25 protein-coding genes are annotated in these 26,811 nt (G+C 64.6%); 10 read left to right on the top strand and 15 right to left on the bottom strand.

Going from position 1 to position 26,811, the window contains the following annotated elements; translation table 11 throughout:
- Positions 1–189: 189 nt before the first annotated feature.
- Complete coding sequence (locus tag H040_RS06700; protein ID WP_027920460.1) at positions 190–1,215, bottom strand: 5'-nucleotidase; 1,026 nt, start codon at positions 1,213–1,215, stop codon at positions 190–192.
- Between the two features lie 91 nt (positions 1,216–1,306).
- Between H040_RS06700 and H040_RS06695 the strand changes: the two genes are divergently transcribed.
- Complete coding sequence (locus H040_RS06695) at positions 1,307–1,927, top strand: LysE family translocator (protein WP_027920459.1); 621 nt, start codon at positions 1,307–1,309, stop codon at positions 1,925–1,927.
- An 18-nt stretch (positions 1,928–1,945) separates the two neighbouring features.
- Here H040_RS06695 and H040_RS06690 read toward each other — a convergent pair whose 3' ends face one another.
- The gene (locus tag H040_RS06690; RefSeq protein ID WP_033696581.1) at positions 1,946–2,236 is read right to left on the bottom strand and encodes a YceK/YidQ family lipoprotein; all 291 of its coding nucleotides are present in this window, start codon (positions 2,234–2,236) and stop codon (positions 1,946–1,948) included.
- 93 nt (positions 2,237–2,329) lie between these two features.
- Positions 2,330–2,581 (bottom strand): hypothetical protein, encoded by a 252-nt coding sequence (locus tag H040_RS06685; RefSeq protein WP_177326723.1) that lies wholly within the window; start codon positions 2,579–2,581, stop codon positions 2,330–2,332.
- A gap of 541 nt (positions 2,582–3,122) precedes the next feature.
- Here H040_RS06685 and H040_RS06680 point away from each other — a divergent pair.
- Together H040_RS06680 and H040_RS06675 are read left to right on the top strand one after the other, a co-directional pair.
- Positions 3,123–3,911 (top strand): formate/nitrite transporter family protein, encoded by a 789-nt coding sequence (locus tag H040_RS06680; protein WP_027920457.1) that lies wholly within the window; start codon positions 3,123–3,125, stop codon positions 3,909–3,911.
- A 178-nt stretch (positions 3,912–4,089) separates the two neighbouring features.
- Entirely contained in the window at positions 4,090–4,533 is a 444-nt protein-coding gene (locus tag H040_RS06675) for an acetyltransferase (RefSeq protein WP_027920456.1), read from the top strand.
- Between the two features lie 28 nt (positions 4,534–4,561).
- On the opposite strand, the gene H040_RS06670 is transcribed toward H040_RS06675, so the two are convergent.
- The 6 genes from H040_RS06670 to H040_RS06645 form a co-directional block, all read right to left on the bottom strand.
- The gene (locus tag H040_RS06670) at positions 4,562–7,051 is read right to left on the bottom strand and encodes a TonB-dependent siderophore receptor (protein ID WP_027920455.1); all 2,490 of its coding nucleotides are present in this window, start codon (positions 7,049–7,051) and stop codon (positions 4,562–4,564) included.
- A 112-nt stretch (positions 7,052–7,163) separates the two neighbouring features.
- The gene (locus tag H040_RS06665) at positions 7,164–8,099 is read right to left on the bottom strand and encodes a FecR domain-containing protein (RefSeq protein WP_027920454.1); all 936 of its coding nucleotides are present in this window, start codon (positions 8,097–8,099) and stop codon (positions 7,164–7,166) included.
- A gap of 5 nt (positions 8,100–8,104) precedes the next feature.
- Complete coding sequence (locus H040_RS06660) at positions 8,105–8,605, bottom strand: sigma-70 family RNA polymerase sigma factor (RefSeq protein ID WP_027920453.1); 501 nt, start codon at positions 8,603–8,605, stop codon at positions 8,105–8,107.
- Between the two features lie 71 nt (positions 8,606–8,676).
- Positions 8,677–9,654, bottom strand: a complete 978-nt coding sequence (locus tag H040_RS06655; RefSeq protein ID WP_027920452.1) for a D-2-hydroxyacid dehydrogenase family protein — start codon at positions 9,652–9,654, stop codon at positions 8,677–8,679.
- Between the two features lie 106 nt (positions 9,655–9,760).
- Entirely contained in the window at positions 9,761–10,915 is a 1,155-nt protein-coding gene (locus H040_RS06650) for an MFS transporter (RefSeq protein WP_027920451.1), read from the bottom strand.
- A 27-nt stretch (positions 10,916–10,942) separates the two neighbouring features.
- On the bottom strand, positions 10,943–12,622 hold the full coding sequence (locus H040_RS06645) for an amidohydrolase (protein WP_027920450.1): 1,680 nt from the start codon (positions 12,620–12,622) through the stop codon (positions 10,943–10,945).
- Positions 12,623–12,745: 123 nt separating this feature from the next.
- On the opposite strand from H040_RS06645, the gene H040_RS06640 reads away from it, so the two are divergent.
- The gene (locus H040_RS06640) at positions 12,746–13,366 is read left to right on the top strand and encodes a TetR/AcrR family transcriptional regulator (RefSeq protein ID WP_027920449.1); all 621 of its coding nucleotides are present in this window, start codon (positions 12,746–12,748) and stop codon (positions 13,364–13,366) included.
- 156 nt (positions 13,367–13,522) lie between these two features.
- Here the strand turns inward: H040_RS06640 and H040_RS06635 are convergent, their stop codons facing one another.
- Positions 13,523–14,434, bottom strand: a complete 912-nt coding sequence (locus H040_RS06635) for a LysR family transcriptional regulator (protein WP_027920448.1) — start codon at positions 14,432–14,434, stop codon at positions 13,523–13,525.
- Between the two features lie 94 nt (positions 14,435–14,528).
- On the opposite strand from H040_RS06635, the gene H040_RS06630 reads away from it, so the two are divergent.
- The 4 genes from H040_RS06630 to H040_RS06610 all read left to right on the top strand — a co-directional run bounded on the left by H040_RS06630 (position 14,529) and on the right by H040_RS06610 (position 19,974).
- Positions 14,529–15,698 (top strand): MFS transporter, encoded by a 1,170-nt coding sequence (locus H040_RS06630; RefSeq protein WP_027920447.1) that lies wholly within the window; start codon positions 14,529–14,531, stop codon positions 15,696–15,698.
- 360 nt (positions 15,699–16,058) lie between these two features.
- Positions 16,059–16,568 (top strand): sigma-70 family RNA polymerase sigma factor, encoded by a 510-nt coding sequence (locus H040_RS06620; protein ID WP_027920446.1) that lies wholly within the window; start codon positions 16,059–16,061, stop codon positions 16,566–16,568.
- Complete coding sequence (locus H040_RS06615) at positions 16,568–17,512, top strand: FecR domain-containing protein (protein ID WP_027920445.1); 945 nt, start codon at positions 16,568–16,570, stop codon at positions 17,510–17,512. Before H040_RS06620 ends, H040_RS06615 begins: the two co-directional genes overlap by 1 nt.
- Positions 17,513–17,577: 65 nt before the next feature.
- Positions 17,578–19,974, top strand: a complete 2,397-nt coding sequence (locus tag H040_RS06610; RefSeq protein WP_027920444.1) for a TonB-dependent receptor — start codon at positions 17,578–17,580, stop codon at positions 19,972–19,974.
- Positions 19,975–20,027: 53 nt separating this feature from the next.
- Here the strand turns inward: H040_RS06610 and H040_RS06605 are convergent, their stop codons facing one another.
- The 5 genes from H040_RS06605 to H040_RS06585 form a co-directional block, all read right to left on the bottom strand.
- The gene (locus tag H040_RS06605; protein ID WP_027920443.1) at positions 20,028–20,651 is read right to left on the bottom strand and encodes a glutathione S-transferase family protein; all 624 of its coding nucleotides are present in this window, start codon (positions 20,649–20,651) and stop codon (positions 20,028–20,030) included.
- A gap of 65 nt (positions 20,652–20,716) precedes the next feature.
- Entirely contained in the window at positions 20,717–21,964 is a 1,248-nt protein-coding gene (locus H040_RS06600; RefSeq protein WP_027920442.1) for an aspartate aminotransferase family protein, read from the bottom strand.
- 35 nt (positions 21,965–21,999) lie between these two features.
- On the bottom strand, positions 22,000–22,905 hold the full coding sequence (locus H040_RS06595; protein ID WP_027920441.1) for a LysR family transcriptional regulator: 906 nt from the start codon (positions 22,903–22,905) through the stop codon (positions 22,000–22,002).
- Between the two features lie 61 nt (positions 22,906–22,966).
- Complete coding sequence (locus H040_RS06590) at positions 22,967–23,503, bottom strand: 2,4'-dihydroxyacetophenone dioxygenase family protein (protein WP_027920440.1); 537 nt, start codon at positions 23,501–23,503, stop codon at positions 22,967–22,969.
- Between the two features lie 129 nt (positions 23,504–23,632).
- Positions 23,633–25,045, bottom strand: coding sequence for an amino acid permease (locus H040_RS06585; RefSeq protein WP_050437257.1), 1,413 nt, complete (start codon positions 25,043–25,045; stop codon positions 23,633–23,635).
- A gap of 145 nt (positions 25,046–25,190) precedes the next feature.
- Here H040_RS06585 and H040_RS06580 point away from each other — a divergent pair, with 145 nt between their 5' ends.
- Together H040_RS06580 and H040_RS06575 are read left to right on the top strand one after the other, a co-directional pair.
- The gene (locus H040_RS06580) at positions 25,191–26,000 is read left to right on the top strand and encodes a sulfite exporter TauE/SafE family protein (RefSeq protein ID WP_256208121.1); all 810 of its coding nucleotides are present in this window, start codon (positions 25,191–25,193) and stop codon (positions 25,998–26,000) included.
- Positions 26,001–26,080: 80 nt separating this feature from the next.
- A complete protein-coding gene (locus H040_RS06575; RefSeq protein ID WP_027920437.1) occupies positions 26,081–26,809 on the top strand; it encodes a hypothetical protein in 729 nt (242 codons plus the stop codon).
- The last annotated feature ends 2 nt before the right edge of the window (positions 26,810–26,811 follow it).

Below are 26,811 nucleotides of genomic sequence, written 5' to 3'. Positions count from 1 at the left end.
GAGTGCCAGCACGTCAGGTGCGAATCAAAGCGTTTGTGGATCCATACATCAAGAGGCTTGCTTGGCTGCCTAACAATTCCAGAGCAGGATTTTAGTTTTATTTTTTTAAATCCAATATAAATCAATAAGTTGCTTAAATCTGTAAGTGGCTAATTCAGTTCGATTATCGAACGGCGTTTGATTTATCGTTTATGGATCCACTCGCCCCGTGACGGTCCTGCAGTCTTGCGCCGCTGCCGGGCTCGGTGCCGTCGCGTCGACGGTCTGGGGCAACGGACGCTTGTCTGTGCCGTTGTTCGCCACGCCGAACGGCACATGCACCATCGGCAGATCCCCCGCCGCCGAGTACAGATGACTGCGCTGGTCATCGAAGAACATATGCGGCTTGAGAATCTGCAGCACCCGCTCTTTCTCCATTCCCCCGAGGAAGAAGGATTCATCCGGCGAAACGCCCCAGTTTTTCAAGGTCGTCACCACCCGCTCATGGGCCGGTGCATTGCGCGCGGTGACGATGGCGATGCGCAGGATGCGCTTGTACTCAGGGTCCAGCGCAAGCTTGCGGTCTTCGAGCTGGCGGATCAGGGACAGTTTCCTGTACAGGTCCGCCAAGGGGCCGGGTTGATGCGGGATCGCCTTACGCTCGCGTTCATGGGCCTGGAACTCATCCAGGTTCAGGCGCTGCTTGTACACGCTCTCGGCCTCGTCATCGGCAATCACGCCATCGAAGTCGAAGGCGACTCGCAACTCGGTGTCGATTTCGTCATCGTAGATCTTGGTCGGCAGCACCAGGCCGGCCGGGTAATCGGCATCGATGGCACGCTGCACATCGCCTTCATGGGCACTGAGGAACAGCGAGGCGTTGAACGCGGGGATGTATTCGTACGGCGAGCGGCCGGACATGAACGCTGCGCGGGTGATGTCCAGGTTGTAATGGTTGATCGAGCGGAACACCCGCAGGCCGGTCTCCGGCGAGTTGCGCGAAAGTAGCACCACCTCAACCGGCAGCTGCTCGGGGAAGGCCTTGTTGATGCTCAGGAAGCGGCGGATGAACGGGAAGGCCACGCCCTTGGGGAAAGGCACGTCGAGGTTTTCTTCCTGATGCAGGCGGTACGCTTCGACGCCTTTGCATTGGTAGAGGTTGTCGGAGACGGTCAGGTCGAACAGGGCGCTGGAAGCGACGCCGACGACGAGTTTCTGTTCGATGGGGTAAGGCATGGGCTTTCCTGGAAAGGGCGGGGGGCCAGCCACCATCATAGGCTAACGCCATGCTAATCTGCGCCCGAGTTCCACCGAGGCCTGAACCCGCATGCCCACCGTCGACAACCTGATCGCCTTTACCCTGGCAGCCACGCTGCTGACCCTGACTCCAGGCCTGGACACTGCCCTGATTCTCAGGACAGCCACGGTAGAGGGCCGTCAGCATGGCATGCGCGCAGCCTTGGGCATCAACGCCGGTTGCCTGCTGTGGGGCGCAGCCGTCGCTTTCGGCCTGGGTGCATTGATCGCGGTATCAGCGCTTGCCTACAACATCCTCAAGTACTGCGGGGCCGCCTACCTGGCCTGGCTTGGCGTCAACATGCTCCTGCGCCCGCGGCAATCGCTGGCACCCGCCGGTGAGGATGGCCAGCGCGCCGCCAACTGGTTTCTCAAGGGCCTGATGGGGAACCTGCTCAACCCCAAGGTCGGGATCTTCTACGTGTCGTTCCTGCCCCAGTTCATCCCTCAAGGCCAGCCCCTGGTGGCCTGGACCTTCGGCCTGGTCAGCATCCACGTGGTGCTCGGCCTGTTGTGGGCACTGCTGCTGATTGGCGCGACCCGTCCGCTGGCGGGGCTGTTGCGTCGGGACAAGGTCATCCAGTGGATGGACCGTGCGACCGGGCTGGTATTCGTGCTGTTTGCGGCTCGGTTGGCGCTGGGCAAGCGATAGGTGCCGTACGCAGCGTGGTTACATCACCTTGAACGACCCATCCAGGTCGCATTCCCGGTTATCACCCCCCCTGTCTTCAGGCAGAAAGGCCGTCAGGTCATAAGGCAGTAGCACCGTATCCAGCGCAATAGAGAAGGGCACGTCGATCAGACCAACCCAGCCGCCAGCACCATTCTGAGTGGCAAAGTTCCAGCCAAAGCGTGTGCCCGGATACACGCAGCGCTCGCCATCGAGGTGAATGAGCGTGCTCCAGCAACCACTGAGCATCAGCGGCACCGTGAGCGCCAGGCATTTGGCAATCCTTTTCATACGCTTCGTTGAACCCTCCCTGTCGTTCATCATTGTTGCCCTTCAACCAACAGCAACTCCCCATCCCGATACTGCACCTCGCGCCCCAGCCACTCACTGCTCACCTGCGGCAGCACCGCCGAAGGCTTGCGCAGTTAGCCACCACACCTGTTGCTCGCGTGCAGGCGCTGGCGCTGCCTGGCCCCAGAAGGCCTGCTCGATGCTCAGTTGGTAGTTGCCCAGCAGTGGGCTATGACCGGCCCAGGTCAGGCCCAGGCCAATCAGCAGATGCATCAGCGCCGCGGCTTGCAGCCAGCGCACCCATGCACGGCGCACAGCGGCTTGCGCTGTAGAAGAGAAGAGCATTCCTTGTCCTGTCGGCTTCCCTGAGGGCCGGCAGTGTAACCCGTTTCGCGCAATAGTCTGCCTGAAGACCTTCAGCGCCTATGAGATCGAGCGCCGCCCGCGCGGCGCATCGCGGATGAATCCGCTCCTACATTTGTTGCAACGTGCCGAACCTGTTACGCCATGGTCGTCTGCCTTGGTGCATGTCTCGAGGCTTGCAGATCGGCTGACAACCATGGCCTCACAGGCATGGTCACGTTGCAACAAATGTAGGAGCGGATTCATCCGCGATGCGCCGCGCGGGCGGCGCTCGATCTCAAAGGCGCTAGAGATGTTGAGGCGAACACTCCCCTCATCGACCCCATCTATCAACCCATCCACCCTATCAATTTGACTGCGACATTCTGCCTCAGTAACGTGCGCGGCTCTTCGTTGCAGCCCCAGAGACCACCCGTTTTGCCTTCCCCCTGAAGCACCTCTGCCGTACTCCCGCAATCCATTAATTCCCGACCTCCGGCATGCCTCTGGGCATGGCTGGCGTCCCTGCGTTCGAGTTACTGAAATGTCTGTCAATGCCCCCTCCCGGATCACCGAGCTCGTCATCGAAGCCGGTACCAAGAAAGCCCAGTTGCCCACCCGCGCGCTGCTCATCCTCGGTTTCCTCGCCGGTGGTTTCATCTCGATGGGCTTCATCCTGGCCATCCATGTCAGCGCGATGATCCCTGGGCAGTGGGCTTCGCTGGGCAACTTACTGGGCGCCGCAGTGTTTCCCATCGGCCTGATCCTGGTGATCCTGGCGGGCGGCGAATTGCTGACCGGCAACATGATGAGCCTGCCGTTGGCCATGTTCGCCGGGCGCATTCGCCTGGCGGCCGTGGCGCGCAACTGGCTGCTGGTGACCTTGGCCAACCTGCTGGGCGCGCTGTTCGTGGCGTATTTCTTCGGCCACCTGCTCGGCCTGACCGAGGGCGCCTACCTGGACAAGACCGTGGCTGCCGCCACCAGCAAGGCCAGTGCCGATTTCGTCCATGCCTTCGTCTCCGGCATCGGCTGCAACTGGCTGGTGTGCCTGGCAGTGTGGCTGGCCTACGCCAGCCGTGAAATGAGCGGCAAGATCCTTGGCATCTGGTTCCCGATCATGGCCTTCGTCGCCATCGGCTTCCAGCACGTGGTGGCCAACATGTTCCTGATCCCGGCTGCGATCTTTGCCGGCTACCTCAGCTGGGGCGCGCTGGTTCACAACCTGGTCGCGGTGTTCCTCGGCAATGCGGTGGGCGGGGCGATCTTCGTCGGCCTGGCGTATTACGTGTCGTTCGGTGCCGCCGCTCAGGAGCAGGCGACGGCGCAGTAACCGTCTTTACCACACTGGCAAGGGTGGGTAGCATGGCGCTTCCTCCCTTTCCGGCTGTTTTGCCGTGCACCGCCCAGGCGTTGATTCGCGAAGCGGGCATACATGATGCCGACATGAGTACGGTCGCTTTGCCAAGGCGTACCGATAATCCGTCATCAGAAAATATCAGGATGATTCCATGATCATTCGCCAAGCTATCGCCGCCGATCACCCTCGGCTGGTCGACATCTGGCTGCGCGCCGTGCGCGCGACGCATCACTTCCTGCAGGCGTCCGACATCGATGCGTTGCTGCCGCAACTGCGCGATGTCTACTTGCCTGCCGTCGAGCTTTGGGTGGCTATCGACCCTGAAGATAGGCCGCTGGGCTTTATCGGGCTCAATGAAAACCATGTGGAAATGCTTTTCATCGATCCCGACCGGCGGGGGCAGGGCATCGGCCGGGCGCTGCTGGATTTCTGCCGCAACACGCGCGATACCTTGAGTGTCGACGTGAACGAGCAGAATCCGCAGGCAGTGGGCTTCTACCTCCACTACGGCTTCATGCAGACCGGGCGTTCGCCGCTGGACGGCGAAGGCCGGCCGTTTCCCTTGCTACATATGGCCTTGGCTGGCAAGGCATAAGCCGCATCCTGCAGAGCCCCGCAGAACCCTAGAACGTCCCTTGCAGGGTGACCATGAAGTTGCGCGGCTCGCCATAGAAGTTGCCCCACCCCGGCGCACCAATGGTGGAGTAGTACTTCTTGTCGAACAGGTTGTTGCCGTTGAGTGCGACGGTCCAATGCGGGTCGATGCGGTACTGCACGCGGCCGTTCCACAAGGTGTAGCCCGGCTGGACAGCCTTGGTGCTGCCGGTCTTTCGGAAGTTCTCGCTCTGGCTGTTCAGCCCCGCACCCAGCGTCCAGCGCTCCAGTGCACCGTCCAGCTGGTAATCGCCCCAGACCTTGAGCATGTGCCGCGGAATGAAGCTGGAGGTAAAGGTCAGCTCGGTCGGGTCGGTGTCGTTGATGGTCTTCAGGTACTTGGTCTGGGTATAGGTGTACCCGGCCAGCAGTTGCAGGCGTTCGATCGGCGCGCCGCTGATCTCGGCCTCGAAACCTTGGGCGCGAACCTTGCCGCTGTCGCTGTAGCAATAACCGTCGCCCGAGCCCAGGCAGGTGTCGGCGTAGTCGGTTTCGGCGCGGTGTTCTTCGACGGTGCGGAACAGGTTGAACGAGGTGTTCAGTGCGCCATCGAGCAGTTCACCCTTGATACCGATTTCGTAGTTGGCGCCGGTCTTCGGCTGCAGGGCCTGGCCCTGGGCATCCACCAGGTTGCCCTGCGGCTGGAAGATGTCGGCGTAGCTGGCGTAGGCGGTCCATTGCGGGTTGAGGTCGTACAGTACGGCAGCGAATGGCGTGACCTGGCCATTTTTCGCGCTGCGGTTGTGCACCCAGTAGTCGTAGGCCTGGGTGTAGGCGTCGCTCTTGTTGCGGTACCAGCTTACCCGTGCACCCAGCACCAGCGTCAGTGGCTCGGCCAGCTTCAGGCGCAGGTTGGCGTAAGAGCCGTACTGGGTCGTGGTGGAGTCGTTCGGTACGCTACCGCCCCGGCTCGGGTTGACCAGGTAGTCTGCCGAGGATGGATGAGGGAAATTCGCCGACGGGTCGAAGGGATTCTGGCTGCCACTGAGCGGCATCAGGGCGAAGTAGTCGTGGGTCTTCTGGCGGCTGGCGTTGGCGCCGATGATCAACTCGTGCTGCAGGCCGAATGCCTCGAACTTGCCATCGACATAACTATCGAAGCCATAGTCGGTCTGGTCGTAGTCGAAGTTGCCGGCGGTGCGCCTCATGCTGGAGCTGGTGGCACCCACTGCTACCGCACCTTCGGCAAAGGCATATTCGATGTCCTGGTCGTTGTGGGTGTAAACGGAGGCGAAGTTCAGCGACCAGTCATCATTGAACTGATGCTTGAGGTCGGCGAAGCCGGTGACGCGCTGGCTTTGCAGGCTGTTCCAGCTGGCACCCAGGCAGGTCGAGCGCGGCAGCTTGAGGTCGCTGCCGTTGGCGTAGCGCGGCAGGCCGCTGTAGCAGGGCGAGGCATCGACATCCTCATAGGCCAGGCCGACGCCAAGGGTGGTGTCGGGTGTCATGTCCCAGTCGAGGGCCCCGTAGTACACCTGGTCCTGGCGGTCGGCATGGTCGTAGAAGTACCGGCGGTCCTGCACGGCGGCCACGGCGCGGCCGCGCACGCTGCCCGAGTCGTTCAGCGGGCCACCGACGTCCACCTGGCTGCGGTAATTGTCCCAGGTGCCGGCGGACAGGGTCAGGCTGGTGGCGGCCTGTTCCTGGCCGCGCTTGCGTACAAAGTTCACGCCGCCGGCCGATGAGCCGGAGCCTTTCATCATGCCGGCCGCCCCCTTGAGCACTTCGACACGGTCATAGAACGCCATGTCGCTGGAGAAGCTGTTGGCCTGCACGTAGTTGCCTCCCACGTCCAGCGGCACGCCGTCATACTGGTACTGGCCGTCGAGGTTGAAGCCACGCGAGTAGAAGTACTTGCCGCCCATGGGGGAGTCGTACACGGTGATGCCCGGCGTCTTGTCCAGCACCTGCTCGAGGGTGTTGAGGTTCTGGTCGTCGAGCATCTTGCGGGTCATCACTGTGACCGCCTGGGGTGTCTCGTTCAGCGTGTGCACGCCTTTGCCGATGGTTACCGCGCGGGCGGTGTAGGATTGCGTGCCTTCACTGGTCGCATCGAGCCGGTCGGCATCGATGTTCAAGGGCCCCAGTTCCATCGCTGCGTCATCGCTGGCCGGTATCAGCACATAGCCACCGTTACCCAGGCGCCGGGCCTGCAGGCCGCTGTTGCCAAGCAGGCGGGTCAGGCCTTCGTCGATGCTGTAGCTGCCCTCCAGGCCATTGCTGGTCAGGTGACGGGCCTGTTCGGTATCGAACGAAATGGTCACGCCGGCCTGTACACCGAACTGGGTGATTGCATTGCCCAGTGGCCCGGCGGCCACATGGTAGGTGGTCTGGCTCTGGGCCAAGGCATTGCCTGGCATCAGCAGCAGACTGGGGGCGCTGGCCAGGGTCAGGCCGAGCAACACCCGGCGTACGGCCTGGCTCAGTGTGGTGGCTGGGGAGGGGTGAGTATGGGGCATTGCGTGATCCTTCCGTGTCATGGCAGAAAGTCGCTGTCGTCGCGGCTTGTGTCAGGGACGGACGAGAATCGAAATCAGCAAGGTTCGCAGTGAAGTTTTTTCCACGGGCGATTCAGGCGGGTTCCACACTGACCCAGTACCGGCTCAGGTAACGCACCCGCACGGGCAGGGTCTGGTCGAGGTTGGCCAGGGCAATATCGGTATCGTCGATGCGAAATGCCCCGGAAATGCTCAGCGAGCGAATCGACGCGGCGCAGCGCAGTACGCCGGGCCGGTAGCGCCCCAGTTCCTCGATGAAGTCAGCCAGGCGCCAGTCGTTGACGCTCAGCATGCCGTGCTGCCAGGCAGTCGAGTCGGCGGGCAGGGGCAGGGCGGGGCTGATATGGTCGCGGTTAAAGCTGGCCTGTTGCCCTGCGGGCAGGCGCAGCAGGTGCTCAGGATGGTGCTGTGGCCGCACTTCGACGGCAGCCTGCAGCACGCCGACGCGGGTTTGCCCCGGCAGCTTGCGCACACTGAATTCAGCTTCCCGGGCAACGATGCTGCCGTCATCGGTGTGCACGATGAAGGGCCGCTGCCGAGGGTCGTACGCGGCCTTGAGCAGTATCTCGCCACCATACAACTGGACCGTTCGCAGTTTCTGGCCAAGGCGCACGTCGAGCGCGGTGCCGACGTTCAACTCAAGCTGCGAACCGTCTTCCAATTGCAGCGAACGGCTCTCGCCAGTGCCGGTGTGCTGCTGGGCGAGCAGGGTGCGATAAGGTAACTGCTCGGCGGCAAGCCAGCTGCCGCCGCCCATGGCCAGCAACAAGCCCAGTACTTTCAGCACATCACGGCGCTGTGCCTGTGCGGCACCAAGCCCTTTCAGCGCCGCCTGCGCAGGTACCAGGGCCCATTGTTGCTGAAGTTTCTCGACCCGCGCCCACGCTGCGGCGTGCTCCGGGCTGGCTTCCAGCCACTGGCGCCAGGCGCGGGTGCGGGCGAGGTCAGCAACGCCGTCGTTGAGTTGCACGTACCAGGTGGCGGCGGCTTCGAGGGTCTTGAGTTCCAAAAGAGTCAGGCCTCGACCAGCAGCAGGCAGCGGGTCATGGCGCGGATCAGGTGGTTTTTCACCGTGGTCACCGACACCTCGAAACGTTCCGCCGCAGCCGCATAGGTCAGCCCTTCCAGTTGCACGGCAAGGAAGATATCGCGGGTGCGCGCCCCCAGCTCGTCAAGCAAGCTGTCGATTGCGACCAGCATTTCGATGATGGACAGGCGGATTTCCGGCGACACTTCGACGGGTTCCGGTCGCAGTGCCAGCGCTTGCAGGTAGGCCTGCTCGATAGCGCGGCGGCGTACCTTGTCGATCAGCAGCGAGCGGGCGATGGCGCTCAGGTAGCTGCGCGGCTCACGGATCGGCAACTGGCTGCGTGCCGTCATCACCCGCAGGAAGGTGTCGTGGGCCAGGTCGGCCGCATCGGCGGCATTGCCCAGGCGCATACGTAGCCAGTGTTTCAGCCAGCCGCTGTTTTCGCTGTACAGCCGGTGGATAGCTGCGTCATCGAGCGCCGACATAGGGATCAATCCGTAACCTAACTGGGAATTGTTCGCATTGTTGCGGCGCAGGTCTGTAATTGCAAGTGCTGTCAGCGGTCGGCATTCAACGCTTGCGGGTTGGCAACGTTCTTCGGTGCACCTTGGGTGAATGCCAGCACATTGTCGAAGGCATCGCCGAAGTACAGCTCATAGCCGTTCTTTTCCACGTAGCCCAGGTGAGGGGTGCTCAGCACCCGCGGGTGGGTGAGCAGGGGGTGGCCTGGCTCGAGTACCGGCTCTTGCTCGAATACATCCACCGCAGCGAAGCCCGGCCTGCCGGTGTCGAGCGCTTGCAGTAATGCCCCAGGTGCAATCAGTTCGGCGCGGCTGACATTCACCAGCAGGGCATCGGCTTTCATCCGCGACAGATCGTCGAAGGTCACGCCATGGCGTGTTGTATCCAAGAGCCGCAGGTTGAGGCTGAGGATATCGGCCTCGGCAAAGAACGCCTGACGTGATTTCGCTGCCCGATGCCCGTGCGCCTCGGCCGCTGCCCGGCTGCCTTCGCTGCCCCACACCAGCACCTGCATGTCGAACGCTTGGGCATAGCGCGCCAGGCGCTGGCCGATCTTGCCGTAGCCCCAGATCCCCAGCACCTGGCCGGCCACTGCCTGGCCCAGGTTGACCTGCCACTGACCTTGCTTGAACGCTTCGATCGCCGGCACCAGCTGGCGCCGGGCGTTGAGGATCAGCGCCCAGGCAAGTTCCGCCGGTGCCACCGGCGAGCCGCGGCCTTCGGTGACGACGATGCCGCGGGCGGTGCAGGCTTCGAGGTCCAGATGGCCGGCGACTTTGCCGGTCTGGCTGATCAGTTTGAGGTTGGGCAGCCGGTCGAGCAGGGCGGCATCGATGCGCGTGCGTTCACGGGTGAGTACCAGGGCGTCGGCGTTGGCGAAACGTGCGGCCAGCTCGTCCAGCGAGGCGGGCTGCGTGTCGTGAAACACGCTGACTTCATGCCCGGCCAGGCGCTTGAAGCAATCGAGTGAGCGAATGACGTCTTGGTAGTCGTCGGGGATAGCAATGCGCATGGTGGTCGGCCCTGGAGTTAAGTGTGTCGAGTTGCGACGGTTCCCCAAGCATAACGCGGTCTCTGTAGGAGCGCCCCGGCAAGGCCGCTCCTACAAGTGCGGGGCGTCAGCCGGCTGATTGTGTGCGTGGCTGCATCACCCCGGCCATGCCCTTGAGTACAACCCCCAGCATCACCGCGACCCCGGCACTGACAAAAATCGTCTCGTGCCCGGCGCTCTGCTGCTGCAAGGCCACGAACGCCGGCGCCAGTGCCGCAGCCGCCACCTGCAGGATGCTCACCCACGGCGTCAAGGTGCCGCGCGGGTCGTTGGTGGCAATGGCGCCCATGTAGTAGGTCAGCGCCAGCACCCAGCCAAAGTTCATCAGGAACAGCGCCACGCACAGTTGCTCGGCATCCTGTGCATGGCGCGCCAGCAATACGATCGACAGCAGTACCAGCAGCGAGCCGAAGCCGATCATCGGCCCACGCCTCACCCGCGCGCCCAGCACGCTGGGCAAGGCCCCGCCGGGCAAGCCGCCGAGGATCCCCAGGCCGAATGCCCAACCCACGTCCACCGGGCTGATGCCGCGCTCGCGGGCCAGCTGGTCGACAAAGCCCCAGATGCAGTAGATCGCCAGTTGCAGGCACAGCATCCCCAGCAAGGCATAACGCCCGAGCGTGGCGCAACCCACGCCACTCTGGATCACCGGCACGGGGGCCTCGCGGTGCAGCCGCTGCGGAATGGCCAGCGCGACCAGGGCGATCAGCACGAACCAGAAGCCGATGCTGGCCACTGCCCCTCGATTGCCGACCAGCTCCGCAAGCTGTGGCATGCAGGTGGCGTACAGGGCGAACACGGCGGTCTGGATCAGCAACGACAAACCATACGAACGATCCTGCCCTGGCAAGCGCCCCAGCCCGCTGATCGCGCCGGCATACAGCACGCCGGTGGCGACACCGCACGCCAGCCGGCACAGCACCAGCGCTGCCAGTGAATCCAGGGTTGCACTGAGCAGGTTGAGCGCCAGTGCGGCGAGTGCGCCCGCCAGGTACAGGCCGCGGCCACCGAAGCGCCGGCCCAGCAGCGGCAACAACAAGCTGCCGAGCAAGGTCCCGGTCATTTCGCTGGACAAGACCCAGCCTTGCTGGCTCAGGTCCAGGCTCAGCCGTTCTGCCAACAGGCCGATGAAGAGCGGTTGCACGCCAATGATGATCAGCGCCGTGGCGGCGATGTAGATCAGGGCGGCACGCAGCAGCAGGTTGTTTTTATTGTTGTGCATTGAAGTTTCCCGGGTAGGGCATCAGGTTCAGGCGTGGGGGAGGGTGCCTGCGTCGTGGGTGATGCGGCCGTTCATCACGGTCAGCGCCACATCGGTCTTGCCGATCTGGTAGCGGTCGAGCTCGAACAGGTCCTGCTCAAGGATGATGATGTCGGCGCGCTTGCCGGCGGTTATCGAACCAATCTCTTTTTCCAGCCCCAGCTGATAGGCGCCGTTGAGGGTGTAGGCGGCGATCAGTTGCGGAATGCTCAGGCGTTCGTCGGCATCGGGCATCACTGGCGCATCAGGCTCGCCACTGAGCTGGCGGGTGTGGCCCGACTCGATGTGCTCCGCCGGCTTGTGCTGGCAACGGCACTGGCAGACCAGGCCGTCCATGCCGATCGACACGGTCACGCCCTGGTCGATGAAGGTGCGGAACTTGTACATCGACGCCCAGCGCTTGAAGCCATAGGACTGCTGGATCGCCTCGGCGTAGGCATCGACCACGCCCCATTGCAGCTGGGTGTTGGCCATGACCCCGATGCGGCGGAAGCGTGGGATGTCATCAGGGTGGGTGAGGAAGGCGTGGGTGATCACATGGCGGCGGTCGCGCGGCGGGTTGCTGGCGAAGGTCCGTTCGAACACGTCCAGCGCCATGCGCACGGCCCCATCGCCCACAGCGTGCACCATCACATCGATACCGGCGGCATCGGCCCGGCGTACATGCTGCTCGAATACCGCTTCGGGCATGGTCGTCGAGCCGCAGTGCGGCTTGTCGCAGTAGGGTTCGAGCAGGAACGCGGTGTGGTTCAGCTCGGTGCCGTCGAGCATCAGCTTCAGGGTCTGCGCTTTTACCAGCGGCGAGTCATAGCGGCTGCGCATGCCTTGCAGGATGCTTACCGGGTCATCCTCGGTGCCCATGTTGATGTAGCTGCCGACCACGCGCAGCTTCAGGCGCTCTTCGCGCTCCAGCTGCTGCAGGGTTTCGTACAGCAGGGTCTGGTCCCCGGCCGGGTCGAGAAAGCCTGCGTCGAACACGGTGGTGATGCCGGCGGCGACCAGCTTCTCTTGCCAGAACGGGATAGAGCGCAGGTACAGGTCGATGCCGGTCGGCAGGTAACCGGCTTCGCTCAGCCGCTGCATCAGCAGCGAGTAGGCCGCGCAGTCGATGATCACGCCGGTGGGCTCGCCGGTGAGCGGGTCCTTCTCGAACCAGCTGGCACCTTCTTCCACGGCCGGGGTGTCGCGGTCGATGCCGGCAGCCTTCAGTGCGTAAGTGTTGACCCACATGGTGTGGTAGTCGGTGGACAGCAGGCACACCGGTTTGTCCGGGCAGATGTCGTCGAGCACTTCGCGGCGCAGCATGTCGGCTGGCATCAGCGGTTGAATCCAGCCCATGCCGGTGATGGCTTTCTCGCCAGGGTTGGCTTGCACGTAGCGCTTGAGCAACGCCAGCACCTCATGCGGGTCTTCATGGTTGACCAGGGCCTGGAAGGCGAAGGCGGTGCTCGAGAAGTGCCAGTGCGATTCGACGAAGCCCGGCAGCACCAGCTTGCCAGCGGCGTCCAGCAAGCGCGTGGCGGGGCCTGCGTGGGCCATGACACTGGCGTGGTCGCCAACGCAGAGGATGCGCTCGCCCTGCACAGCCACGGCGCTGGCCCATGGCTGGTGCGGGTCGACCGTGTAGATGCGGGCGTTGTGGATGATGAGATCGGCGGCGGTGGTCATGGCGGCTCCCTGGGGCAAAATGCCGCGCTAGTTTTGTGTCGGTTAAAAGTTTTAGTCAATAAAATATTTTTGCGGGTTGGCTTTGCGGTATGCTTGCCACCGGTTTCGACAAAGGGTTGCAAAGTGAGCGGATTGCGCGAGCAGCAGAAGGCGCTGCGCCGGGAGACGATCAGCCGTACAGCGCTGGGCCTGTTCGAGCGCCAGGGCTTCCAGACCACCACCATGGAGCAGATTGCCCGCCTGGCGGCGGTGTCGGTGCCCACGGTGTTCGCCTATTTCGGCAGCAAGCAGGAGATCCTGCTCGAGAAGTTGCGCGAGGCCGACCACCGCGCGGTAGCCGAGGCGCGCAGGCGCCTTGGGGAATTCGAGCAGGCGCTGGATGCATTGTGCTGCTATGAAACGCACCTGACCGATTACGCCTTCGAGGTGCTGCCGGCACCGTTGTGGCGGGAGATTCTGCCGCCCTTGCTGCCCTTGCTGGGCAGCAATCAGCGCGATGTGCCAGGGGCCTACAAGCGGGTCAACGACGCGCTGGTCGAAGAGCTCAAGCACCTGCTCCAGGACCTGTGTGACAGCGGCAAGCTGCGTGCCGACCTCGATGTGGGCTATGCGGCGTTTCTGATCAACGACTACGGGCATTTGCAGCTTCTGCGGCTGTGCAGTCGCGAGCCGCTGGACCTGGTGGCGCACCGCGAGGATGTGCGCCGGTTCATGGGGTTCTTGCTGAAAGGGATGCAGCGTTAAGCAACGACTGTGGTCTCTGTAGGCGCTGCCTTGCCGGGGCGCCGGACCGGTCGGAAAGGGCTGCGAAGCAGCCCCAGCACGATCAGCAGTGCTGCTCAAATCCCTGGGCCGCGCTGCGGCCCTTTCGCGACACGAGGCCGCCCCTGCAAGACCGTGTCACATTGGCGTCAGCGGCCAGCCTTGGTGATGCTCCAGCAGAAAGTCGACAAACACCCGCACCCGCGCCGGCATCGCCGGCCCACCCACGAACACTGCATGCAGCGGCTCGCGGTCGCCGGGGTTGTAGTCTTCCAGCAGCGCCACCAGCTGACCGTTGTTCAGCTCATCGGCCACGGTAAAGGTCCCGATCCGGGCAATACCCGCCCCCAGCCTGGCCAGTTGCGCCAGCGCCTCGCCACTGCTGCACTCGATATTCCCCGTCACCTTCAATGAAAAATCCTCCCCCTCCCGGCGAAACGGCCAATCCGGTGCGGCCCGCCGGAAGTTGAAGCGCAGGCAGTTGTGCTGCGCCAGGTCCTCTGGCTCCTGCGGCGTACCGCAGCGTGCAAGGTATTCGGGCGAGGCCACGACCACCTGGCCGGTATGGCCAATGCAGCGCGCGCTCAGCGAACTGTCCGGCAGCTGGCCAAAGCGCAGCGCCACATCGGCCTGTCCGCCATGGATATCGGCGATTTCATCACTCAGCGTCAGGTCGACCAGCACCTGCGGATACCGCGCGCTGAACGCGGTCAGCAACGGCACTACCGTCAGCCGCCCATGCCCCAGCGCCGCGCTGACCCGCAATCGCCCGCGCGGCACACCCTGGTCGGTGATCGCCTCTTCCACCTCAAGCAGGTCTGCCAGGATGCGCCGCGCCCCGCGCAGGTACGCCTCGCCTTCGGTGGTGAGGGTGATCGCCCGGGTGGTGCGCAGCAGCAGGCGGGTGCCCAAGCGCTGCTCGGCGCGGGCAATGATGCGGCTTACCGCCGAGGGCGTCAGGCCCAGCACGCGCGCGGCGGCAGACAGGCTGCCTTCATCCACCACCCTGGCAAACACCTCCATCTCCCCGGATCGCCCGTTGTAGTCCATCTGTGCCTCCAGCGCAAAGGTGGTTGCCGGAAAACCGGTCTAGTGCATTCAAAGGCTGGATCGTAGCATTCCCGTCATAGATAAGGAGCCTTGTATGCGTATCAATCCCCCCCTCGTGGCGCTCGCCATCGGTGCCTTCGGCATCGGTGTAACCGAGTTCGCCCCCATGGGCATGCTGCCCGGCATCGCCGCCGATCTTGGCGTGTCGATCCCGGCTGCAGGCCTGCTGGTCAGTGCCTACGCGCTAGGCGTGCTGATCGGTGCCCCATTGATGACCCTGGCCACCGGCAAGGTCCCGCGGCGTTACCTGCTGATCGGGCTGATGGCCATCTTCACCTTGGGCAACCTGCTGTCGGCCCTGGCCACCGACTACCAGAGCCTGCTCATCGCGCGGGTGGTGACTTCGCTCAACCACGGCGCGTTCTTTGGCGTCGGCTCGGTGGTGGCGGCCAGCGTGGTGCCGCCCGAGAAGCGGGCAGGGGCAGGGGCGGTGGCGGCCATGTTCATGGGCCTCACCCTGGCCACCATTGGCGGTGTACCGCTGGCCACCTGGTTCGGTGAACTGCTTGGCTGGCGCACAGCATTCTGGGGCATTGCCGGCCTGGGTCTGGTGGCGATGGCTTCGCTCTGGTTTGCCCTGCCCAATGTGCCACTGCCCAAGAGCGCCGGGGTGATGGCCGAGATTCGTGTGCTGGGGCGTGGCCCGGTGCTGGCGGCGCTGACGCTGACTGTGGTTGGCTCCAGCGCGATGTTCACGGTGTTCACTTACATAGCGCCGATCCTGCACAGCCAGGCCCAGGCTTGCACCCCCTTCATCACCGCCATGCTGGTGCTGTTCGGCGTCGGCCTGACCCTGGGCAATGTGTGGGGTGGCAAGGCGGCGGATCGCTCGGTGGACCGTACCTTGATCGTGTCGCTGCTGGTGCTGATTGCGGTGCTGCTGGTGTTCCCGGCGATGCTTGGCGGGTCGCTGCCGACGGCACTGGCGATCCTGGTCTGGGGCATCGCCAGTTTCGCCCTGGTGCCGCCGCTGCAGATGCGTGTGATGGACGCCGCCAAGGAGGCGCCCAACCTGGCCTCGGCGGTGAACATCGGTGCGTTCAACCTGGGCAATGCCATTGGCGCGGCGCTGGGTGGCGCGGTGATCAATGCCGGGCTGGGGTATTCGGCGGTGTCGTTTGCCGGGGCGTTGATGGCGGGGTTGGGGCTGGTGTTGACCCTGGCCTGGCGTAGTCGCCCGGTGGGGGTGGGGGCAGTGGCGTAGGGGGGGGCTGCAGGGCTTGCCTTGGCTTTTGCAGGGCGGCTGAAATCGAGCGCCGCCCGCGCGGCGCATCGCGGATGAATCCGCTCCTACGTTTGTTGCAACGTGCCAAACCTGTTAGGCCATGGTTGCCAGCCTTTTCGCATGGCGTAAGCCCTTGGCGGCGTGCTGGCCGCGGTGACCTCACAGGATTGATTGGCCCGAAACAGATGTAGGAGCGGATTCATCCGCGATGCGCCGCGCGGGCGGCGCTCGATCTCATAGGCCCTGAAGATGTGGTGGCAAGCACCTTCCAGCCCCCCTTGGATCCGCAGCCCGAGTAAATTAGAATCACTACCATTTACTCCGTCGCAGACCCTGCCCATGATCGACGCCGCGCCGCCCCCGCAGCACAGCCTGCCTGCTCTATACCGCGAACATCGCGGCTGGCTGGAAGCCTGGCTGCGCCGGCGCATGGGCAACGCCTGGGATGCGGCGGACCTCAGCCAGGATACCTTCCTGCGGGTACTCACCAGCGCCCAGCCCTTGGCCGAGATCCGCGAACCCCGCGCCTACCTGCTGACTGTGGGCAAGCGCCTGCTGAGCAACTTCCACAAGCGCCGCAGCCTGGAGCAGGCCTACCTCGACGCGCTGGCGCAACTGCCCGAGCAGAACCTGCCGTCGCCGGAGCAGCGCTGGATCCTGCTGGAAACCCTGCAAGCACTGGATGAGCTGCTCGACGGCCTCAAGGCCCCGGTGCGCAAGGCCTTTCTCTGGAGCCAGCTGGAAGGCCTGGGCTACTGCGAAATCGCCGAACGCCTCGCGGTTTCCGAACGCACCGTCAAACGCTACATGGCGCAGGCCTACGAGCACTGCCTGTTGGCGGAGCTGTAATGGCCGCGCCTTCCACCCACGCTCGCGAAGTGGTGCGCGCCGCTGCCCGCTGGCTGGCGCTGCTGGAGTCTGGCCAGGCCAGCCAGAATGACCTCCAGCGCCTGGCGCAATGGCGTGCCAGCAACAGCCTGCACGAGAACGCCTGGCAAAAGGCGCAGCAACTGCGCCAGCGCTTTTCCCAACTACCCGGCGAGCTGGCCATGGCCACCCTCGATCGCCCGGATGCCAGCCGCCGCGCGTTGCTCAAGCAGGCATTGGGCGTGGCCGCAGTGGTGCCAGCGGCCTGGCTGGTGAGCCGGCAGCTGCCGCTGGATGCCTGGACCGCCGACGTGCATACCGCTGTCGGCGAGCGCAGGCAGCGGCTATTGAGCGACGGCACGACCTTGCAGCTGAACACCGACAGCGCAGTCGACATCGACCTTGCGGCCCGGCGTGTGACACTGCTGCGGGGCGAGGTGGCCGTCGCCGTTCCCGACGCGGTCAGCCTGGACCTGCAGGTGCCTTATGGGCAGGTCCGGGTCAGTGGCGCTGAGGTCTGCGTGCGCCTTGTCGATCAGGTTTGCCGAGTGTCGGTGGTCAACGGTTTCGCCACCTTGCAGCCGCTGCAGGGCAAGCCTGTGGTGCTGCAAGCCGGTCAGCAGGCCCGCTTAGGTGCCAGCGGGCCTGGCCCGGTCACGGCCGTGGATGATCTGCTGTTGGGCTGGCGGGACGGCGTGCTGCGCGTGGACGACCGCCCCTTGGGCGACCTGCTGCACGAGCTGCGCAGGTACCGCCCCGGCCTGCTGCGCTGGGCGCCGGAGCTGGAGCGCCTGCGGGTCACCGGCACCTTTCGCCTCGACGACACCGACCGGGTCTTGGCGCTGCTGGCCGCCAGCCTGCCGCTGGAGGTGCGGGCGCGCACGCGCTACTGGGTCACCCTGGCCCCGCGAGAAAACCGTGCGTGAGGCTGTCCCCTTTTTTTCCCTCGCCGGTCATTACCGGTAGGAGAACACAAGGGGAGCCTTCTTCAATGCCTGTTGTATTGCCATTCGCCACGCGCCCACTGCTGCGTGCCAGCTTCGCCATGAGCCTGCTGTTCAGTTCGCCCGTGTGGGCCGCTGACAAAACCCTGCGTACCTACGCGGTACCCGCCGGCAGCCTGGGCGCCGCGCTCACGCGCTTCGCCGACCAGGCCGGCGTCAGCCTGTCGCTTGACCCGGCCCTGGTCAGTGGCCGGCAGAGCAGTGGCCTGTCTGGCCGTTACAGCGTCGACGAAGGTTTCCTGCAACTGCTGCGCGGCAGCGGCCTGCAATTGCAGCCGGTAGGCGAGGGCGCCTTCACTCTGGTGGCGGCCCCGCAAAGCGGCGATGCCCTGGAAATCGCCCCGACTACCATTGTCGGCGGCCAGGCCTCGCCCGGCGACGCCCAGCCCTACGCCGGCGGCCAAGTGGCGCGCAAGGGCTCGCAAGGCTTGCTCGGTTCGCGTGACTTCATGGACACGCCGTTCAGCATGACCACCTACACCCACGAGCTGGTGAAGAACCAGCAGGCCCGCACCCTGGGTGACCTTTTGGCCAGCGACCCGTCGGTGCGGGCCACCAACCCCGCAGGCGGGCGCTTCGAGCAGTTCACCATTCGTGGCTTGAGCCTGTTCAACAGCGATGTGTCCTACAACGGCTTGTACGGCATCCTGCCGACCTATTCGATCGACATGGAGATGGCCGACCGCGTCGACATCCTCAAAGGCCCGAGCCAGCTGATCAATGGCATCTCGCCACGGGGCAGCGTCGGTGGCGCCATCAACGTGGTACCCAAGCGCGCCGGCGACAAGCCGGTCACCGAGTTCACCGGCAGCTACGCTTCGGGCAGCCAGGCCGGCGCTGCGGTGGATGTCGGCCGCCGCTTCGGCGAAGGCGAGCAGTTCGGCCTGCGTTTTAACGCCGTGAAGCAAGCTGGCGACACCGAGTGGGACCACCAGAGCGTCGACCGCGAAATGGCCGTGCTCGGTCTGGACTTTCGTGGCGAGCGCCTGCGCCTGTCGGCGGACCTCGGCCACACCGAGCGTGACACCGACGCCCCGCAGGAACGTGTGCTGGTCGGCGCCAATGCCAAGGTGCCCGATGCCCGCGATGTGCACCACAACTACGCCCAGGCCTGGAGCAAGGCGCGCACCCACGACACCTTCGGTGCGCTCAATGCCGAGTACGACATCAGCGACTCGCTCATGGCCTATGGCGCGGTGGGCGCGCGCAAGAGCAACCACGACTTCCTGCGCCACAACGTGTCGATCATCAACGACGCCGGTGACTTCACCGTGCAGCCGCGTGACTTCACCCGTGACGAGTCGGTGCGCACCGCCATGGCCGGGCTGCGCGACTGGTTCCACACCGGCCCCGTCAGCCATGAACTCAACCTGGCCGCCAGCTACTTCTACATGGACTTCACCAACGGCGGTGCGCGCTACGCCTCTGCGCCCAGCAACCTGTACAACCCGATCGCCACCCCGACGCCCGCCACGCCCACGCGCATCGACCCCGAGGTGTACACCGAAAACCGTTTCTCTGGCGTCGCCCTGGCCGACACCCTCGGTTTCTTCGACGACCGCCTGCTGCTGACCCTGGGTGCCCGCTGGCAACGGGTGCAAGTGGACGACTGGAGCGATGGCGTGAAGGGCGACACTGCCTATGACGAGGAGAAGGTCTCGCCCTCGGGCGGCGTGCTGCTCAAGGTCACCGACCAGCTGTCGCTCTACGCCAACTACATGGAAGGCCTGAGCCAAGGCAAGATCGCCCCGTCGACTTCGGTCAACGAAGACCAGATCTTCCCGCCGTTCATCAGCCGCCAGGTCGAAGTCGGTGCCAAGTACGACCTGGGCCGTGTCGCCTTCACTGCCAGCGCCTTCCGCATTCGCCAGCCGGCCTACGAGACCAATGCTAAGTCGCGGGTGTTCGGCCCCAACGGCAAGCGCGACAACCGCGGTATCGAGCTCAGCGTGTTCGGCGAGCCGCTCGACGGCGTGCGGGTGCTGGGCGGGGTGATGTATATCGACAGCGAACTGACCGACACCGTGAATGGCGCCTTCGACGGCAACCGCGCCCCGGCGACACCTGAGTACAACGTCAACCTCGGCGCGGAGTGGGATGTGCCTGGGGTGAGCGGGCTGACGCTGACGGCGCGTGGCATTCACTCCAGTTCGCAGTACCTGGATCAGGACAACAGCAAGCAGATCGACGGCTGGGAACGCTTCGACCTGGGGGCGCGCTATGCCTTCAAGGTCGATGCCTCCGAGGTCACTTTGCGTGCCAGTGTCGAGAACGTAATGGATAAGCGCTATTGGGCATCGGCGGGGGCGTCGGACGACAGCGAGCCGGGGCTGACCTTGTCTACCCCGCGCACCTATCTGCTATCTGCCACCCTCGGCTTCTGAACACCGAGTGCGATCCCACAGGGTTATCACCCGCTTCCAGGGCTCCTCAGCCATCAAGGCAGGCCGTTGCGACCATGGGAAAGGTAACCCGGGCGCTGGCTGAGGCGTTCATAGTAGGCGCTCACGGCGGGCAGCCGGGGGTGCTCTATCGGTGTTGCATACCAGCGCTGCACCGACAGGCCGATGGGGATGTCCGCCAGGGTGAAGCAGTCGCCGGCGACGAAGGCCCCGGTCGCTGCCAGTTGCCGGTCGAGGATGCCCATGAAGTGGGCCCACTGTGCGCAACCGGCAGCCAGCGCCTGGGCATCCTGATGCGCGGGCGAGTGGCGCACCAGTGCCATGAATGGGTAGCTCCATGCCCGGTTGAGGTCCGACGCCTGCCAGTCGATCCACTGGTCGATGCGCGCCCGTGCCTGCGCTTCGGGCGGGTAGCAGGCCGGATCGCCATAACGGTTCGCCAGGTAGCGGATGATGCTGTTGGATTCCCACAGCGTGAAGTCCCCGTCCTGGATCACCGGGACCATGGCGTTGGGGTTGAGTGCGAGGAATTCGGGCGCGTCGGTGGGCTGGAAGCCGCTGCCCCATTCCTCGCGCTCGAAGGCGATGTTGAATTCGGCGCAAGCCCACAGCACCTTGCGCACGTTGATCGAAGAGGCCCTGCCCAATATCCGTAACATGCCGCCATCCTTGATTGAGGGAGCGCTGATCGTCGATCACCTGGCTCCCTCCGGTCAAGCGGGTGTCAGCGGCTGGCGAACTGCGCTGCGAGTTTGACCGCGGCGCGCTCGAAGGCCACTGTCATCGCCTCCACCACCGCTTCGTCGTGCTCGAACGACAGGTACAGGCGGCCATATTGCGACGGCATCACCAGCACCCCGGCTTCGCGCAGCGCAAGGTGCAGGGCCTTGCTGAACGCCGCGCTGCCCACGGCCACTGCCTGCTCATAGGTGGTCGGTGCCTGGCGTGAAGGCCACAGGCTGAAGACATTGCCATAGCCGCTGGTGCTTACCACGATGCCCTGCGCTTCGAAGATCGCCTCCACCGCCTGGCGCAACTGCTGGCCGCGGGCGATCAGGCCGGGGTAATCGAGCTGGTCAAGCTGGCCCAGGGTGCTCATCACCGCCGCGCAGGCCAGCGGGTTGCCGCTGAAGGTACCGCCGCGCAATACCTTGCCTAGTTCGAAAGCGGCCAGGACCTCCGGTTTGCCGACGATGGCTGACACCGGCACGCCATTGCCGATGGCCTTGCCGACGCTGGCAATGTCCGGGTCGAGCCCGGCCAGTTGGCTGGCCAGCCCGGCGTGCAGGCGAAAGCCCATCAGCACCTCATCGGCGATCACCAGCGCGCCATGGCGGCGCGCAACCTGCTGCACGTGTTGCAGGTAACCGGGGGCCGGCATCAGGCAACCGGCATTGGCCAGCATCGGTTCGAGGATGACGGCGGCGATGTCCTGGTCTTCGGCGAACAGCCGCTCGACGTCATCGAAGTCATTGAAACGCAGCAGCGTGGTGCGGCCAGTGGCAGGGCGTTGGCCATCGGCGAAAGCCGCCTCGGCGGAGCCGACATTGCCGAAGCTGACGTCGTCGAACCAGCCATCGAAGCCGGCCGCCATCTTGGCGATGCGCCCACGCCCGGTGAAGGCCCGGGCAGCCCGGCAGGCCAGGTGCACCGCCTCGCTGCCGGAGTTGGTGAAGATCACCTTGCTCAGCGCGCCGGTGTGCGCGGCCAGGGCGGTGGCGGCGGCGTGTTCACGCACATGGGCCCACGACGGCGAAGCGGAGTCGGCGAGGGCTGCGGCCACCTGGCCGTTGACCGTGTCGTTGGCGTGGCCGAGCAGCACGGCGCCGAAGCCGAGCGCCGTGTCGATGTAGCGGCGGCCCTGGTCGTCGTACAGGTAGGGGCCTTTGCCGTTGCGGATGAACAGGGCCTGGCCGTCGAGGTCAGGCAGGATGCGGGCGGCGCTGGAAACATCGCCTACGAGATTGTGCATGGGGTACCTCTGTGTTCGGGTCGGGTGCTTGGGGCTCAGCGGGTATGCCACGGGCTCTGCGCGAGCTTGCGTTCGAGGAAGTCGCGGAACACGCGAATACGCGGGCTGAGGTGCTTGCGATTGGTGTAGATCAGGTAGATCGGCTCGACGCTGTCGCTGCTGTACGCTTCGAGCAACGGCACCAGGCGGCCTTCCTGAATGTCCTGGCCAATGTGGAATTCCGCCAGGCGCACGATGCCGGCACCGTCCAGGGCCAGGTCGCGCAGCAGGTCGCCCTGGGCGAAGGTGGCCTTGGGCACCACCGGCACCGTCACGGTCTGGCCATCGACAACGAAGCTCCAGGTGTTCCAAACGCTGCTGAAACCGAAGGAAAAGCAGGTGTGCGCCAGCAGTTCGCCGGGTTGCGCCGGCGTGCCGTGGCGGGCCAGGTATTGGGGAGCAGCGCAGAGGATCCAGCGGCTCTGGCCGATCTTGCGGGCGATGCGCGTCGAGTCGGGCAGCACGCCGCTGTGTATCGCCACATCCAGGCCTTGGTCGAACTGGTCGGAGAACTGCGCGCCAACCTGAATATCCACGGTCAGCCCTGGGTAGGCGGCCAGGAACTCTGGCAGCCAGGGGATGATCTGGTGCTTGGCGAAGGTGGTCATGGTGTGCACGCGCAAGGTCCCGCTGACCCGGGTCGGGAAGGCCTCGGCCAGCGAATCGGCCTCGGCCATGGCATTGACCACCGCCCGTGCGCTGACCAGGTAGGCGCTGCCTTCCTCGGTCAGCGTCAGGCTGCGGGTGCCACGCTGGAACAGGCGCACCTGCAGGCGATCCTCAAGCCGTGAAATCAGCTTGCTGATGGCCGAGGGCGTCATCCCGCAGGCCCGCGCAGCGGCAGAGAAGTTGCCGTGCTCGGTGGCCCAGAGAAACGCCAGCAGTTGCGAGTAGTTGTCCATGTTCCGCCTCCGGTGATTGAGCAGAAGACTGGCAGCGCTGCCGGGTGCTGGCAACCTGCACTCAGCGAATGAACTGTTCGATGTAGTCGTCCGGCAGGCCCAGTGCCTTGTAGTGCGCGCGGGCGCTTTCCAGCTTGGTGAACACGTCCTCGTAACCCACCGCCACGCCTTGTGGGTCGACGTAGGTGTAGCCGCCCTGCACATGGAACCAGGTGATCATTTCTTCTACATCTTCCGGTACGAACAAGGTGTGCGTCTCGCCCGGTGGCTCGTAGGCGAACGAACCTTCCTCGGCGACCCAGTCGTGCTCCAGGTAGAACCAGCGGCCCTTGAGCACCAGGGCATGCACGCCTCCGGTGTGGCGGTGGCGCGACAGCACGCCGCTCTGGCGCACCCGCAACAGGTTGATGTAATAGCCGCCAGAAACGTTCAGCAGCAGGGGCTTGAACGACACCGAGGCGGTTACCGGCACCCACAGCGCGTCATCTTCGAGCCACTTGCCCAGCACGCCGGGGTGGACCATGTCGGGCGACATGAAGGGGACTTGCGGCAGTTGATAGGGAATGGCCAGTTCGTCGGGTTTGCGGGCTACGGTCATGAGGTTTTCCACACAGGGTTATCTTGGGATGAACGGGGCGGTCTGCCCCGCGTTGTCGTCAGGTTAGGGGTGTGCCGCAGGCCGAAAAAGGCCCTCGCCGGCACACCCGCTGTGAAGCCGTGTCACAGTTCAGGCGTTGGCTGCTTCGTCCAGGCGCAGCGAGGCACGCTGGGCCGAGAGTGCCGGTTGGCGTTTTTGCAGATAGGCACCGATGGCCACCAATGCACCGGTCAGGCCGAGGGTGGACAGCAGCTCTGCCCGTTGCCCCGGGAAGGCCGCCATGACCGCAAACACTCCGACGATGAAGGCGATGGTCAGCAGGGTCAGCCAGGGGAACAGCCACATGCGCACCTCCAGCCGCTTGCCCAGCGCCACCAGCTTGCGGCGCATGCACAACTGGGTGACGGCGATTACCAGATACATCAGCAGGGCCAGTGCGCCGCTGGTGGCCAGCAGAAACTGGAACACTTCGGCGGGCAGCAGGTAGTTGGCCGCCAAGGCCGCCAGCGCGGCACCGGCGGTAAGGGCGACGGCCAGCAGGGGCACGCCCTGCGCGGTGGTGTGCGATACCGCTTTGGGTGCGTCGCCGCGCCGGGCCAGTGAGTAAGCCATGCGCGAAGCGGTGTAGATCGCCGAGTTCAGGCAACTGGTCACGGCTACCAGCACCACGATGCTCATGATCCCCGGCGCCCAGGGGATGTTCATGGCATTGAGCACGGCCTGGTACGAACCCTGCGCCAGGCCGGGTGCATTCCACGGGACCAGGCACACCACGACGAACATCGAGCCGAGGTAGAACAGGCCCAGGCGCCACACCACCGCGCGGATGGCCTTCTTGATGTTGGCTTTCGGGTCACGGGATTCGGCAGCGGCGATGGTCACCACCTCACTGCCCTGAAAGCTGAACATGGCGGTCAGCAGCGCAGCGACAATGGCCACGTTACCCTTGGGCGCGAAGCCGCCGTTGGCCCACAGGTTGCTGATGCCGCTGGTCGATGAGCCAGGCAGCAGGCCGAAGATCGCCAGTACGCCGAGCACGATGAAGGTGACGATCGACACCACCTTGAACAAAGACAGCCAGTATTCCAGCGTGCCGAACGAGCCGACACTGAGGCTGTTGCAGCCGATCAGCACCAGGCTGATGGCAAAGGCGGTGAAGGCGTGCGGCAAGCCCAGCCAGTCGCCCAGAATGTTGCCGGCGACGATGGCTTCGATGGCAATTACCAGCACATAAAACCACCAGTACAGCCAGCCGATCGAGAAACCGGCCCAGCGGCCGATGGCCTGGTCGGCGTAGGATGAGAACGAGCCGGTATCCGGCCGCGCCGTGGCCATCTCGCCGAGCATCTGCATCACCAGCACCACGATCGCTGCCGCGATCACGTAAGCCACCAGCACGGCGGGCCCGGCCGCAGCGATGGCGTTGCTCGAACCCACGAACAGCCCGGCACCGATGACCCCGCCAATCGAGATCATCGTCACCTGCCGGCCTTTCAGGCCATTCCCCAGCTTGTCGTTCTGTATCTGTTGTTCGCCACGCATCGGCTCGCCCCTCGGTTGCACGCTTGTTGTTTTCATGGGCCATCGGCAAGATGGCCTTGGCTGCTACCTTATGCGCCAATAGGGCGCAGGATTAGGCAGTGCAGCGGCATAGCGGGTGTGACGAGCGTTCACAGTTGGCGACGCCATGGCAGACATTCGCCCGCCGCTCTGGCAAGGTAGAACGCCGATCACGCCAGGCCTGCATTGCTCTATGGATGCCTTCTACCTCATCGCCCTCGGCGCCATCGTCGCCGGTTTCGTCCAGGGCCTTTCCGGCTTTGCCTTCGGCATGGTGGCCATGTCGTTCTGGGCCTGGGGCCTGGAACCGCGGCTGGCAGCATCGCTGACCGTATTCGGCAGCCTCACCGGCCAGCTCATCGCTGTGTTCAGCGTGCGCCGCGGCTTCAGCTGGGCGCTGTTGTGGCCGTTCGTGCTTGGCGGGCTGGCTGGCATTCCGCTAGGTGTGTGGGTGCTGCCGTACCTGGACATGCTCTGGTTCAAGGCCGTGTTCGGCACACTGCTGGTGCTGTGGTGCCCGCTGATGCTGCTGGCGCCGCGCCTGCCACGGCTGCCGGGCAACCGCCTGGCCGATGGTGCGGTGGGCCTGGTGGGCGGCGCCTTGGGCGGGATCGGTGGCTTTACCGGCACAGTGCCTACACTGTGGTGTACCTTGCGCGGCTTCGAGCGCGATACCCAGCGCGCGGTGATCCAGAACTTCAACCTGTCGATGCTGCTGGTGACCATGCTCACCTACCTCGGTACCGGGGTGGTGACCCGCGACATGCTGCCTGCGTTCGGCGTGGTGCTGCTGGCCATGGCGTTGCCAGCGATACTGGGTACGCGGGTGTACCTGGGGATCAGCGAACTGGCGTTTCGCCGGGTGGTACTGAGTTTGCTGACGGCCTCCGGGGTGGCCATGCTGATGGCGTCGCTGCCGGCTTTATTGAGCCGTTGAGCCCTTGTCTGGCGGCGCTGAACTTGTCACTCTGCGTCGCATCGATCTTGCGTGCCGAAAAAACAGAAGGAACCGCACCGTTGAGTTGGGACAAAGTCGGCAAACTGCTGGTTGCCATGCTGCTTGGCCTGATGGTCTTGCTGGTGGCTTATGTGCTGCTCAAGGCCACGCCACGGCTTGAGGCGACCCTGACTTACGCCTACCTCACCTATCCCAGCCAGTTCAGCGAGCGCATCGGCAAGGCCAACGAGCAGCTCAAGTACGCGCAGTTGCAGCCGCGCATCAACAGCATCAGCGGCGGCGCGTTGAACCAGTACCAGGTCGACAAGCTGATCGAACTGGCCCAGGCGCCTTATGTGCAACTGTTCGCCAAACCCTTCGAAGCCGGGCTGGTCGATCACCGCACGGGCTTGCTCATCGACCTGCACAACCGTGGCGACAGCGACGTGCGTGAGGTGAAGATCCGCCTGCCAGCCAAGGGCCTGGTGCAGGTGCGCGATACGGCGGGTAACGACACCCTTTACGAGGCGTCGACCGCGCAGGTGGTGATACCGGCTATCGAGCAGGGCGGGGAGTGCAGGGTCTGGGTTTACTTCGATGCCGACTATTCGCAGATTCGCCAGGGGGGTATTGGTGTGAGTTTTGCGGGGGGCGAGGCGGATGTGCGGGTCTACCGCGAGTTCGTCGGGTTCCCGGCGCTGGTGGCGCGCTACAGCCGCGAGCTGGTGGGGCTGCTGGGGGGGTTGTTGATGGGTGTGTTGGGAATGGGGTATGCCTGCCTCGGCAGACGGCGACGGGCTGTGGTGTGATC

The sequence above is a fragment of the Pseudomonas sp. URMO17WK12:I7 genome (assembly GCF_003269045.1).
In the GTDB taxonomy this organism is placed as follows: domain Bacteria; phylum Pseudomonadota; class Gammaproteobacteria; order Pseudomonadales; family Pseudomonadaceae; genus Aquipseudomonas; species Aquipseudomonas putida_J.
This window is presented reverse-complemented; position numbering and strand designations above follow the sequence as displayed.

Bases quoted from the DNA above. Each gene is read 5' to 3' on its own strand.
- H040_RS06645 (WP_027920450.1), bottom strand. From the start codon at position 12,622: ATGACCACCGCCGCCGATCTCATCATCCACAACGCCCGCATCTACACG.
- H040_RS06670 (WP_027920455.1), bottom strand. From the start codon at position 7,051: ATGCCCCATACTCACCCCTCCCCAGCCACCACACTGAGCCAGGCCGTA.
- H040_RS06620 (WP_027920446.1), top strand. From the start codon at position 16,059: ATGATCGACGCCGCGCCGCCCCCGCAGCACAGCCTGCCTGCTCTATAC.
- H040_RS06690 (WP_033696581.1), bottom strand. From the start codon at position 2,236: ATGAAAAGGATTGCCAAATGCCTGGCGCTCACGGTGCCGCTGATGCTC.
- H040_RS06610 (WP_027920444.1), top strand. From the start codon at position 17,578: ATGCCTGTTGTATTGCCATTCGCCACGCGCCCACTGCTGCGTGCCAGC.
- H040_RS06700 (WP_027920460.1), bottom strand. From the start codon at position 1,215: ATGCCTTACCCCATCGAACAGAAACTCGTCGTCGGCGTCGCTTCCAGC.
- H040_RS06685 (WP_177326723.1), bottom strand. From the start codon at position 2,581: ATGCTCTTCTCTTCTACAGCGCAAGCCGCTGTGCGCCGTGCATGGGTG.
- H040_RS06680 (WP_027920457.1), top strand. From the start codon at position 3,123: ATGTCTGTCAATGCCCCCTCCCGGATCACCGAGCTCGTCATCGAAGCC.
- H040_RS06655 (WP_027920452.1), bottom strand. From the start codon at position 9,654: ATGCGCATTGCTATCCCCGACGACTACCAAGACGTCATTCGCTCACTC.
- H040_RS06585 (WP_050437257.1), bottom strand. From the start codon at position 25,045: ATGCGTGGCGAACAACAGATACAGAACGACAAGCTGGGGAATGGCCTG.
- H040_RS06660 (WP_027920453.1), bottom strand. From the start codon at position 8,605: ATGTCGGCGCTCGATGACGCAGCTATCCACCGGCTGTACAGCGAAAAC.
- H040_RS06600 (WP_027920442.1), bottom strand. From the start codon at position 21,964: ATGCACAATCTCGTAGGCGATGTTTCCAGCGCCGCCCGCATCCTGCCT.
- H040_RS06605 (WP_027920443.1), bottom strand. From the start codon at position 20,651: ATGTTACGGATATTGGGCAGGGCCTCTTCGATCAACGTGCGCAAGGTG.
- H040_RS06580 (WP_256208121.1), top strand. From the start codon at position 25,191: ATGGCAGACATTCGCCCGCCGCTCTGGCAAGGTAGAACGCCGATCACG.
- H040_RS06615 (WP_027920445.1), top strand. From the start codon at position 16,568: ATGGCCGCGCCTTCCACCCACGCTCGCGAAGTGGTGCGCGCCGCTGCC.
- H040_RS06695 (WP_027920459.1), top strand. From the start codon at position 1,307: ATGCCCACCGTCGACAACCTGATCGCCTTTACCCTGGCAGCCACGCTG.
- H040_RS06635 (WP_027920448.1), bottom strand. From the start codon at position 14,434: ATGGACTACAACGGGCGATCCGGGGAGATGGAGGTGTTTGCCAGGGTG.
- H040_RS06675 (WP_027920456.1), top strand. From the start codon at position 4,090: ATGATCATTCGCCAAGCTATCGCCGCCGATCACCCTCGGCTGGTCGAC.
- H040_RS06630 (WP_027920447.1), top strand. From the start codon at position 14,529: ATGCGTATCAATCCCCCCCTCGTGGCGCTCGCCATCGGTGCCTTCGGC.
- H040_RS06590 (WP_027920440.1), bottom strand. From the start codon at position 23,503: ATGACCGTAGCCCGCAAACCCGACGAACTGGCCATTCCCTATCAACTG.
- H040_RS06595 (WP_027920441.1), bottom strand. From the start codon at position 22,905: ATGGACAACTACTCGCAACTGCTGGCGTTTCTCTGGGCCACCGAGCAC.
- H040_RS06650 (WP_027920451.1), bottom strand. From the start codon at position 10,915: ATGCACAACAATAAAAACAACCTGCTGCTGCGTGCCGCCCTGATCTAC.